9 protein-coding genes are annotated in these 10,800 nt (G+C 67.8%); 6 read left to right on the top strand and 3 right to left on the bottom strand.

Annotated features, from left to right (window positions below; genetic code table 11):
• From RT551_RS16385 to RT551_RS16395, 3 genes are read left to right on the top strand one after another with little or no spacing between them, the layout of a single operon-like run.
• Positions 1-1,119, top strand: a complete 1,119-nt coding sequence (locus tag RT551_RS16385; RefSeq protein WP_313460619.1) for a BatA domain-containing protein — start codon at positions 1-3, stop codon at positions 1,117-1,119.
• The gene (locus RT551_RS16390) at positions 1,116-3,281 is read left to right on the top strand and encodes a hypothetical protein (RefSeq protein WP_313460606.1); all 2,166 of its coding nucleotides are present in this window, start codon (positions 1,116-1,118) and stop codon (positions 3,279-3,281) included. The genes RT551_RS16385 and RT551_RS16390 overlap by 4 nt, the downstream gene beginning before the upstream one ends.
• Positions 3,278-5,110 (top strand): hypothetical protein, encoded by a 1,833-nt coding sequence (locus tag RT551_RS16395; protein WP_313460608.1) that lies wholly within the window; start codon positions 3,278-3,280, stop codon positions 5,108-5,110. Before RT551_RS16390 ends, RT551_RS16395 begins: the two co-directional genes overlap by 4 nt.
• On the opposite strand, the gene RT551_RS16400 is transcribed toward RT551_RS16395, so the two are convergent.
• The 3 genes from RT551_RS16400 to RT551_RS16410 all read right to left on the bottom strand — a co-directional run bounded on the left by RT551_RS16400 (position 5,102) and on the right by RT551_RS16410 (position 6,353).
• Entirely contained in the window at positions 5,102-5,407 is a 306-nt protein-coding gene (locus RT551_RS16400) for a plasmid stabilization protein (protein ID WP_313460610.1), read from the bottom strand. The genes RT551_RS16395 and RT551_RS16400 overlap by 9 nt on opposite strands.
• A complete protein-coding gene (locus tag RT551_RS16405) occupies positions 5,404-5,871 on the bottom strand; it encodes a hypothetical protein (protein ID WP_313460612.1) in 468 nt (155 codons plus the stop codon). Before RT551_RS16405 ends, RT551_RS16400 begins: the two co-directional genes overlap by 4 nt.
• Before the next feature lie 68 nt (positions 5,872-5,939).
• Positions 5,940-6,353 (bottom strand): hypothetical protein, encoded by a 414-nt coding sequence (locus tag RT551_RS16410; RefSeq protein ID WP_313460621.1) that lies wholly within the window; start codon positions 6,351-6,353, stop codon positions 5,940-5,942.
• Between the two features lie 236 nt (positions 6,354-6,589).
• On the opposite strand from RT551_RS16410, the gene RT551_RS16415 reads away from it, so the two are divergent.
• The 3 genes from RT551_RS16415 (at position 6,590) to RT551_RS16425 (ending at position 10,708) form a co-directional block, all read left to right on the top strand.
• Positions 6,590-9,064, top strand: coding sequence for a DEAD/DEAH box helicase (locus RT551_RS16415; protein WP_313460613.1), 2,475 nt, complete (start codon positions 6,590-6,592; stop codon positions 9,062-9,064).
• On the top strand, positions 9,061-10,113 hold the full coding sequence (locus RT551_RS16420; RefSeq protein WP_313460615.1) for a ribonuclease H-like domain-containing protein: 1,053 nt from the start codon (positions 9,061-9,063) through the stop codon (positions 10,111-10,113). The genes RT551_RS16415 and RT551_RS16420 overlap by 4 nt, the downstream gene beginning before the upstream one ends.
• A gap of 262 nt (positions 10,114-10,375) precedes the next feature.
• Complete coding sequence (locus tag RT551_RS16425; RefSeq protein ID WP_313460616.1) at positions 10,376-10,708, top strand: I78 family peptidase inhibitor; 333 nt, start codon at positions 10,376-10,378, stop codon at positions 10,706-10,708.
• Positions 10,709-10,800: the final 92 nt, after the last annotated feature.

A 10,800-nucleotide genomic window follows, 5' to 3' on the forward strand; every position in this document is an offset into this window, starting at 1 on the left:
CTGTCGCTGTTGTTCCCGCTGGGGTTGCTGGCCCTGGCCGCGCTGGTAGTGCCAGTGTTGATTCACCTCGCGCGTCGACACCACTACGCGCCCCTCGACTTTGCGGCACTGCGCTGGCTGCGGGCCAAGGCACAGCCGCGGCAGCGCATCCGTTTCGATGAATGGCCGCTGCTGCTGGTGCGTCTGCTGTTGCTGACGGTGTTGGCGCTGCTGCTGGCACAGCCGCTGCTGCACGGCACGGCGACACCCACCGCCCCATGGGTCGTGGTCACCCCGGGTCTGACACCGCCGTCGGTGGATGATGGCAGCGAGGGCCGCTGGCTCGCACCGGGGTTCCCTTCACTGGAACAACCGACTCCCACCGGGCCGCAGCCGCTGGCCAGCCTGCTGCGCGAGCTGGACCAGGCCATGCCGGCCGGCGCGGCACTGACGGTGTATGTGCCTGACCCGGTGCCAGGACTGGATGGGGAACGCGCGCGCCTGTCGCGCCCTGTGGATTGGCGCAGCGTGCGCCATCCATTGCCGACCACTGCCGCGGCCGCTGTTGCACCGCAGTTGCGCGTGGCAGGTACCGCCGCCGACGCACAGACGCAGCGGGTGTTGGAGGCACTGCAGCGCGCGTGGAACGGCCAGTCCTTGCCGGCGGTGCTGTCCGGTGATGAAGTCCCCGCGATGGGGCAGGTCGGCGTGTGGCTGGGCGGCACCGCCTTGCCCGCTACCTGGCAGACCTGGGTGCAGAACGGTGGCAGCGTGCTGGTTACCGCTGCCGCCGCAGCGCCGGGTGCCGGCGCGCCGGTGCTGCGCGATGCCAGCGGCACGGTCGTGGTGACCCGCCATGCACTCGGGCGCGGCCAGGTGCTGCGCTTCGGCCAAGGCCTGTCGCCGGTTACGATGCCGATCCTGCGCGAAGCCGATTTCCCACGGCGGCTGCTCGACCAGTTGCAACCCACGCCGGCACCGCAGGTCGCCCTCGCGGCCACACAGCAACCGTTGACCGGTGCGGCGGCACCGGCCGCACAGCCACAGGACCTGAGCATCTGGCTGATCGCCCTGGTTGTGCTGCTGTTCGCGCTGGAGCGTTGGATGGCGACCTCGGCACGTCGCAGGAGTCCGGCATGATCGCCGTGCAGCGCGCGTGGCAGCAGGCACGCCGCCGCAAGGCGTGGATCACCCTCGCCCTGTTGCTGCCGCTCGCCTTGGCAGCCGCCGCCGTGGCGGTGCGCCTGGCCGGCCTCAACCTGGGCACTGCCATCGCGCTGCCGTGCCTGTTGCTGGTGGTGGGCATTGCAACCTGGAAGGCCCGCCAGCTGGACCGCCGCTGGCTGGTGCGGCAGCTCGACAACCATCCTGTCGTACAGGACAGCAGCGACCTGCTGTTCGCCTCGAGCGATACGCTCAATCCCCTGCAGCTGCGGCAGCGCGCGCGTCTGCATGAGGCGCTCGGTAGGACCATGCCGGACCTGCGACCGCGTTGGCCTTGGCGTCATCTGCTGCTGAGCTGGCTGGGTGGACTGCTGGTAATCGCGCTGGCGCTGGGCTGGCCGCGTGGTGGCGCTACAACGACGACGCTGCGCGATCCAGCCGCTGTCGACGCGGTGGGCGCGGTGGCAACGCGCCTGCAATCCTCACGCCTGCAGATCCAGGCACCTGCCTATACAGGGCAGGCGGAACGCACGCAGACCGCGCTGGATGCCAAGGTGCCGCAGGACAGTGCCCTGTCGTGGTCGCTGCGCTTCAATGGGACGCCCACCACGGCGGCGCTGCAGCTGCATGACGGCAGCCGCATTGCATTGAAGCGCGACGGCGAACAGTGGACCGCACAGTGGAAGGCCACCCGCCCCACGCTGTACCGCATCGTCACCGAACCGGCCCTGGTGCAGCCGCGCCTGTATCGACTGGACGTGGCACCGGACCGGCCACCCAGCGTCCGCGTGATCACGCCTGACCGGACGCTGGTACTGGCGTCGCCCAACCACCGTCAGTGGGCACTTCAGTTCGAGGCCAGCGACGACTTTGGTGTTGCTGCGACGGCCGAACTGCAGGTCACCCTGGCCCAGGGCAGCGGTGAGAACATCACCTTCCGCGAGCAGCGCATCGCCTTGAGCGGCGTCGGCCCTGCCACGCTGCGCCGTTTTGCGCGCACGCTGGATCTTGCCGCGCTCGGTGCACAGCCGGGCAACGACGTGATCGCCCAGCTGCATGTGCGCGACAACCACACCCCGAAGGCACAGACCGCGCAGAGCACCAGTCTGATCCTGCGCCTGCCCAGTGAGGAACAGGTGCTGGGTGAGGCCATGGAAGGCATGGTCAAGAAGACCCTGCCGGCGTACTTCCGCAGCCAGCGCCAGATCATCATCGACGCCGAAGCGCTGATCAAAGCGCGGCCCACGTTGTCGGCCGAGGAATTCGTCAAACGCTCCGATGCCATCGGCGTGGACCAGCGCATCCTGCGCCTGCGCTATGGCCAGTTCCTGGGTGAGGAAGCCGAAGGCGCGGCGAAGCCGCCGCCGACCAGCGACAGCCTGCCCACCAGTGATACGCCGACCGATGACCATGACGATCACGACCATGCACATGGCGATGAGCACGAACACGCCGCCGGTGGCCATGACGACCATGATCATGGCCCGCCCAAAGCAGAGGGCCAGCCGGTGTTCGGCAGCGCCACCGACGTACTCAGCGAGTACGGTCATACGCACGATCATGCCGAAGCGGCGACCCTGCTCGACCCGCAGACCCGCGCGACCCTGAAGGCCGCGCTCGACCAGATGTGGTCGTCCGAAGGCGAACTGCGCCAGGGCCGTCCTCAGCAGGCGTTGCCCTTCGCGTACAAGGCACTGGAATTCATCAAACAGGTGCAGCAGGCCGAGCGCATCTACCTGGCACGTGTCGGCCCGGAGTTGCCGCCGATCGATGAAGGCCGCCGCATGAGCGGCAAACGCGACGACCTGGGCAGCCGCACCCTGTCGATTGCGCCGCTGGAGGCACCCGACCCGGCCATCGTCGCGGTCTGGCAGCAACTGGGTGAGACCGGCAACGCGCCGGACCTGGATGCGCTGAGCACCTGGCTGGGCCGCAACCAGTCGCGTCTCGCCGATCCGCTCAGCCTCGCGGCGGCCATTGAAGAACTGCGCCTGACCCCGGACTGCAGCGCCTGCCGCGCCACCCTGCGCGCGCAGCTGTGGCGCGCCCTGCTGCGGCCGTCGCCGCAGGTGCAGCGTCGGGAAGCGCCCGATCCGATGGCGCAGCGCTACCTGGATGCGCTGGAGGCAACCCGATGAGCCCCTCCCTCTGGATCGCCATCGCACTTGCACTCATTGTCCTGATCGCAAGTTTGCGCTTCGTAGAGCCGGGCTCTGCCCGGCTGCTCTCCGCGCACAACCGTCGACGCCGCCCCACCCTGCTCCTCCTGCAGGCCCTCGCCGCCGCCCTCCTCTACTTCACCCTGCAACCGCCCACCCGCAACGCAGACGCCGGCCACTTGGCCGTACTGACCTCAGAAGCCAGCACCGCCGGCACCCCTCCCCCCAGCGCCACGGTCGTCGCCCTGCCCGAAGCCAACGCCCCCACCGGCACCCCGCGCGCGCCCGACCTCGCCACCGCCCTGCGCCAACACCCGGGCAGCAGCACCCTGACCCTGGTCGGCGACGGCCTGGCCTCACGCGATCGCGACACCACCCTGCCCGCAAGCGTCACGCTTCAACCTGCGCCCGCCCCACGCGGCTGGGTAGACCTCCAGCCTCCGGCGACCACCGCTCCGGGCGGATTGTTCGCCGTTACCGCGCGTGCGCAGGGTGTCGCCAACGCACGCGCCGAACTGCTGGATCCCGCCGGCGTGGTAGTGGATCGCGCACCGCTCGATGCGCAGGGCAACGTCCGGTTGCAGGGCAGCGCCCGCGATGCGGGCCGCAGCGAATTCACCCTGCGCCTGCTCGATGCCCAGCAGCACACCGTGGACAGCGTGCCGGTGCCACTGCAGACCGTGGCCCAGCCGGCACCGCGCGTGCTGATGCTGGCCGCCGCGCCGGGTCCAGAATGGAAGTACCTGCGACGCTGGGCCACCGACACCGGTTTGACTGTGCAGATGCAGGCCAACGCCGGCGGTGGTGTGATGCTGGGCGATGCACCGGTAGCGCTGACGGCGGCGCGTTTGGCCGCGACGGATGTGCTGGTGCTCGACGAGCGCAGTGTCACAGCACTCGGTGCGTCACAGCGCAGTCTGATCCAGCAGGCTCTGCGCGATGGACTCGGCGTTCTGGTTCGCAGCAGTGGTCCGTTGAGCGACGGCGCGCGGCAGACATTGCGCAGCTGGGGCCTGGCGGTCAGCGGCGGCACGCGCGCGGCACCGCTCGCCTTGCCCTCCGACCCGGAAGGTCCGCTGTTGCAGGCGCGACGAGGGCCGGCACGCCCGGCGGGTGACAGCACCACCTACATCGATGAGGCCAATGCCGCCTCGCACAGCAGCGTGCCACCGACGCTGGAGCGGTTCGACGCAAGCACCGCCGGCGCGGAAGCGATGCTGCAGGATGCCAAGGGTCAGCCCGTGGGCGGTCGGCGCAGCGTGGGACGCGGACGCGTGGCAGTGCTGCCGATCAGCGACAGCTACCGGCTGGTGCTGGCCGGTCGCGATGATCGTTATGCCGAACTGTGGTCGTCGGTGTTCGCACAGGTGGCGCGTGCGTTACCTGCCGCTGTTGCGGCGCGCGTCGAAGCAACCACGCCGTGGTCTGGCGAGCGTCTGTCGATCTGCCAGGTCACCGACGGCGCGCAGATGATTGATCCGCAAGGTGGCAAGGTGACGTTGCAGATCGATCCGGCCAGCGGCAGGCAGCGCTGCGCGGGCTACTGGCCCACCGCCGCCGGTTGGCATCAACTGCAGCAGGGTGAGGCAGCGCAGGCGTTTTACGTGTTTGATCCAGCCGCCGCGGTGTCACTGCATCGGCAGCAGGTGCGGCAGACCACTGCGCAGCGACTCGCCCAGGGCAGCGCAGCGTCCGCAGGCGCGCCCGTGCCGGTGGCCGGCCCGCGTTGGCCGTGGCTGCTGGCGTTTGTCGCTGTGGCTGGGCTGCTGTGGTGGCTGGAGCGGCGGCGACCCACCGCTTCAGACTGACGGCTTCCAGTTAGACGCGGTTGGCGCGACCCAGATGATCTGAACGTCGTCTCCATCCCGGGTGTAGATCAGCAGGTAAGGCGCCCCGCGGCAGACATAGAGCCGTGTCCCGTCGAGCGGGCCTTCCCTCCATGTCGCTACACCATCCAGTGCCAAGGCTTCCTGCGTTATGTTCGTGTCCGCTTCCAACGCTGCACGATAGATGGACGGGTCCTCTTTCTCCATGGCACGTTCGAAAGCCGCGTCCAAGAAGCGCTGACGGTTCTCGGTAGCGGCCGGCGTCCAGGCAACGCTCACTTGCTACGTTCCTTGCGCCTCATCATCTCTTCCAGCTGCGCCAGGTGCCTTGCCTTGACGGCATCCATGTACGCCTCAGCCTCCTCGCTGGGGAGGCTTGGACGCGTATCCGCCAACGCTTTGGCGGTCTCCCGACGGAGAAACTCGGTGTACGCGGCGTCCTCATGATTCTGTTTCAGGGCTTCGGCGCGATCCGGTCGCGTGCGAGGTACCTCACGTTCGAAGTAGCCGCTGGTATCGACCTGGTAGTGAGTGATACCCAGCTCCCTTCGAAGCACACGCACAGCGGCATCAAGTCCGGAGAAAAGACGTGTCGCCCCCCCCTTGGTCGCCAATGCGCGTTCGCCGATGCCGAGTTTGAACAGCACGGCATACCCGCCAGTCTTTCCCACGAGCAGTGTGTCCTGGACGCTACCAGCTGCCGCCAGTTCGCGGGCGGTTGCGAGTTGCACGGTCGCGACCATGACGGCTCCCATTTAATCATTATGTGGGAATTGTATAATGATTGAAGAGCAGCCGGGCAAGCCCGGCTCTACGGAGTGCCGTCCTGGTGCTGCAGGGCGCGCTGCTGCTGTTCCTGAGTCAGCTCGGGTGGCGGGCGGGCGGTGGCGGACTGGATCTGGTCGGGGCCACCGGTCAGTTTGTGGATGCCCTTGCCGGCTGCGCCGAGGGCGGCGTTGATGCCCATCATCAAGTAGCCGCCGCTCAGGCTGACCTGTTCGACCGAGGGCGGCTCGCTCCAGGTGCGGCTGAAGCGGTTCGGGGCGGGCTGCACCGGGTTCTTGAAGCGGTACAGGTCCAGGGGCTCGTCTTCGGGTTTGACGGCGCGGACTTCGCCAAGGGTGGTGACGTTGTCGTTATTGGCCGGGGGCGTGGTCGGGACAGCGGGCGGCGGCTCAACCGGTTGGGTGGATGGGGGTTGCTGGGCCAAGGCAGTGCTGACCATCAGCGCACTGGCCAAGGTTGTTGCGTGAATTGCACGTGTTGCCACTTCTGCCGCTCCGTGACCTTGCATCCTTAAGCAAGGATACGGATGGGGGCTTTAGATTTCGTTTTTCATGAATGCTTCAGGCATCGCGCCAGCCGGGCATGGCCCGGCTCTACATCCCGCGCGACCCTGCGGTGTCTCGGGATATGAGACGGCGATATGCTTATCTGCTGTCCTTTGCAGACCGTTTTTCCATGGCCTACGAACTCGCCAAGCGCACCGAAGACGCCGAGCGCCGGTTGTCCACCACCGAGGGACTGCCCTCGCGGGATGGCGCGCTGCTGACCGCGCGGCTGCAACGGCGCTACGCCGACCGCATCACCGGCAGCTTCACGATTCCCGGCCGCGAGGGCCGCTACGCGCCGATTCCGGCCGATGTGCCCGCAGCGCTCACCGCCGCATTGAAGGCGCGCGGCATCGAGCAGCTGTACAGCCACCAGGCCGAAGCCTGGGACGCCACCCAGCGTGGCGAGCACGTGGCCATCGTCACCCCGACCGCCAGCGGCAAGTCGCTGTGCTACACCCTGCCGGTGGTCAGTGCGGCCATGCAGGGCAAGGCCAAGGCGCTGTATCTGTTCCCGACCAAGGCGCTGGCCCAGGATCAGGTGGCCGAGCTGCTGGAGTTGAACCGCGCCGGCGACCTCGGCGTGAAAGCCTTCACCTTCGACGGCGACACCCCCGGCGATGCACGACAGGCGATCCGCATGCATGGCGACATCGTGGTCTCCAACCCGGACATGCTGCACCAGGCGATCCTGCCGCATCACACCAAATGGGCGCAGTTCTTCGAGAACCTGCGCTATGTGGTGATCGATGAAGTCCACACCTACCGCGGCGTGTTCGGCAGTCATGTCACCAACGTGCTGCGCCGGCTCAAGCGCATCTGCGCGTTCTACGGCGTGGAGCCGCAGTTCATCCTGTGCTCGGCGACCATCGGCAACCCCAAGGCGCATGCGGAAGGGCTGATCGAGGCACCGGTCACGGCGATCACCGAATCCGGCGCGCCCAGTGGACCCAAGCATGTGCTGCTGTGGAACCCGCCAGTGGTCAACGCCGACCTGGGCCTGAGGGCTTCGGCGCGTTCGCAGAGCAACCGCATCGCGCGCATTGCGATCAAATCCGGCCTGAAGACATTGATCTTCGCGCAGAGCCGGTTGATGGTCGAAGTGCTCACCAAGTACCTGAAAGACATCTTCGACCACGACCCGCGCAAGCCCGCACGCATCCGCGCCTACCGCGGCGGCTATCTGCCAACCGAGCGACGCGAAACCGAACGTGCCATGCGCTCCGGCAACATCGACGGCATCGTCAGCACCTCGGCGCTGGAGCTGGGCGTGGATATCGGCAGCCTGGACGTGGTGGTGCTCAACGGCTACCCCGGCAGCGTGGCCGCGACCTGGCAGCGCTTCGGCCGCGCCGGTCGCCGCCAGCAGCCTGCACTGGGGGTGATGGTGGCCAGTTCGCAGCCACTGGACCAGTACGTGGTGCGGCATCCGGACTTCTTTGCCGATGCCTCGCCGGAGCATGCGCGCATCGCACCGGACCAGCCGTTGATCCTGTTCGACCACATCCGCTGCGCCGCGTTCGAACTGCCGTTCCTGGCCGGCGACCCGTTCGGCCCGATCGATCCGCTGGTGTTCCTGGAAGCCCTGGCCGAAACCGAAGTGGTGCACCGCGAGGGCGACCGCTGGGAGTGGATTGCCGACAGCTATCCCGCCAATGCGGTCAGCCTGCGTTCGGTGGCCGACGGCAACTTCGTAGTGGTGGACCGCAGCGACGGCAAGCAGCAGATCATTGCCGAGGTCGACTACTCCGCGGCCGCGCTGACCCTGTACGAAGGGGCCATCCACATGGTGCAGTCCACGCCTTACCAGGTGGAACGGCTGGACTGGGAAGGCCGCAAGGCTTATGTCACCCGCACCCATGTGGATTACTACACCGACAGCATCGACTTCACCAAGCTCAAGGTACTGGACCGCTTTGACGGCTGCGTGGCCGGGCGTGGCGATTCGCACCACGGCGAAGTGCACGTGGTGCGGCGCGTGGCCGGCTACAAGAAGATCCGCTACTACACGCACGAGAACATCGGTTACGGCCCGGTCAATCTGCCCGACCAGGAACTGCACACCACCGCCGTGTGGTGGCAGCTGCCGCAGGCGCTGCTGCTGACCGCGTTCGAGTCGAAGCAGGAAGCGCTGGATGGCTTCCTCGGCGCAGCCTACGCGCTGCACATCGTGGCCACGGTGGCGGTCATGGCCGACGCGCGGGACCTGCAGAAAGCGGTGGGCAACGGTGACGGGGCGTGGTTCGCGGTGGCCGACCAGAGCGGGCGCGGCCAGTTGCGCGGTGCCGAGTTTGACGCCAGCGCGATTGAGCTGCAGCAGCAGTTCGTGCCCACGGTATACCTGTACGACAACTTCCCCGGTGGCGTCGGCCTGAGCGAACCCTTATGGACGCGACAGGCCGAACTGCTGCTGCGCGCACGCGAGCTGGTGCAGCGCTGCGACTGCCGCGCCGGCTGCCCGGCCTGCGTGGGACCGGTGCTGGCCGGTCAGGAAGAAGACGCCACCACCCCCAAGGCGCTGGCCCTGAAGGTACTGGACCTGTTCGACGCCCAGGCATTGCCCGACGCAGCTCACCACGCTGACGTGGAGGTCGTGCCGTTTTGAGCCTGAGCCTGGACAAGCTGCGCCTGCTGCGGCGACAGGCCGGTGATGCCACGCAGGCACCGCCGTCCACGTCCGCGTCCGCGCCCGCCGCCTGTGCAGCTGAAACGGCCTTGCCGCCGGCGGCCAATGAGGCGCGCGCGCGCAAGCCCGCGCCGGATTCGGTGTTTGCCTGGGTCGAACAGGAGATCAAGCACAAGCCGACCGGCGTTGCCGCCCCGCCCGCCGCCGCGGCAGCGTCCGCACCGGCGACGCTGCGCAAGCCCGATGTCGGCGGACTTCATCGCCTGCTCGGCCTGCGCGAGCGCGGCACTGCCAGCGCGCGTCCGCGCGCGTCGGCACAGGACCGTCAGGTACCGGGCGAGCAGATTGCCGACGGCCTGTTCCTGATTGAAGCCTTCCTGCCGCAGGCCATTCCCACCGCGCCGCTGTCATTGGCATTTGCCCGCCGCGAAGGCGAAGCCGTGCAGCCGCGGGATCTGCTGTTTTTCGACACCGAAACCACCGGTCTGGCCGGCGGTACCGGCACGCGTGCCTTCATGATCGGTGCCGCGGATTGGCACGACGATGGCGAGCGCGGCACCGGCCTGCGCATCCGCCAGCTGCTGATGACCACGATGGCGGCGGAAACCGCGATGCTGCGCACCTTTGCCGGCTGGCTGCAGCCGTCCACGGTGTTCTGCAGCTACAACGGGCGCTGCTATGACGCGCCGCTGCTCAAGACGCGTTATCGGCTGGCCCGGCAGCGCGAACCGATCAGCGCGCTGGACCACGTGGACCTGTTGTTCCCGACCCGCCGCCGCTATCGCGGCACCTGGGAGAACTGCCGCTTGGCTACCATCGAGCGGCAACTGCTGCAGATCGTGCGCGAGGACGACCTGCCCGGCTCGGAAGCGCCAGCAGCTTGGCTGAACTACCTGCGCGGCGGCAGCGCGGTGAACCTGCGCCGCGTGGCCGAGCACAACCACCAGGACGTGGTGACCCTGGCCCAGCTGATGCTGCGGCTGGTGGCCGAGGAGCAGCGCGAGCGGGAGACGCTGGCGCTGCAGTAGTAGCCCAAGGGTATGCGCGAAACCCCTCCTGCACTGATCTGCGGATATCCGGCCGCTGGCGGGGACGTCTGTAGAGCCGGGCTTGCCCGGCTGCTTTCCGTGCTGACCCGCAGCCGGGCAAGCCCGGCTCTACAGAGGCTGGACTTTCGTGGGCGCTTCGGTGCCGGGCAAGGCCCGGCACTACGGGACCGCGATGCTGTTGACATCAGGTGCAGCCAGGGCGGTGCATGCTGTGCTTACCACCATCTTGTAGGAGCCCGCCATGCGCCTGTCTCTGTTGTTGCTGGTCAGTTGTGCCCTGCCCCTCGCTGCCTGCAGCCAGCCGCCTAAAAGCAACGCCGAAGAACCGCCACAGGCAGTGGTCGATCCGATTCCGGTGGGCAGCACGCCCACGCCGTGCCGGCCGGAGGCGGTGGAGGGTCTGGTCGGCAAGGTCGCCGATGCGGCGCTGGTGGAAAAAGCAGTGAAGGACAGCGGAGCCAAGCATGCGCGCGTGGTCAAGCCGAACATGGCGGTGACCATGGATTTCCGCGAGGACCGTCTGACCATCCATGTGGATGCGCAGAACCGGATCGAGCGGATCGGATGTAACTGATTCTGCGCTTTGACGCGCATGGCGCGTCACTACGGATGCGTAGATACCGTCTCGCCCCTGCCTATGCAAGGGCGATTTCGGGATCAAACGGC

This window comes from Stenotrophomonas sp. (assembly GCF_032103445.1).
Lineage (GTDB): Bacteria > Pseudomonadota > Gammaproteobacteria > Xanthomonadales > Xanthomonadaceae > Stenotrophomonas.

Bases quoted from the DNA above. Each gene is read 5' to 3' on its own strand.
- RT551_RS16390 (WP_313460606.1), top strand. From the start codon at position 1,116: ATGATCGCCGTGCAGCGCGCGTGGCAGCAGGCACGCCGCCGCAAGGCG.
- RT551_RS16395 (WP_313460608.1), top strand. From the start codon at position 3,278: ATGAGCCCCTCCCTCTGGATCGCCATCGCACTTGCACTCATTGTCCTG.
- RT551_RS16405 (WP_313460612.1), bottom strand. From the start codon at position 5,871: ATGGTCGCGACCGTGCAACTCGCAACCGCCCGCGAACTGGCGGCAGCT.
- RT551_RS16410 (WP_313460621.1), bottom strand. From the start codon at position 6,353: ATGGTCAGCACTGCCTTGGCCCAGCAACCCCCATCCACCCAACCGGTT.
- RT551_RS16415 (WP_313460613.1), top strand. From the start codon at position 6,590: ATGGCCTACGAACTCGCCAAGCGCACCGAAGACGCCGAGCGCCGGTTG.
- RT551_RS16425 (WP_313460616.1), top strand. From the start codon at position 10,376: ATGCGCCTGTCTCTGTTGTTGCTGGTCAGTTGTGCCCTGCCCCTCGCT.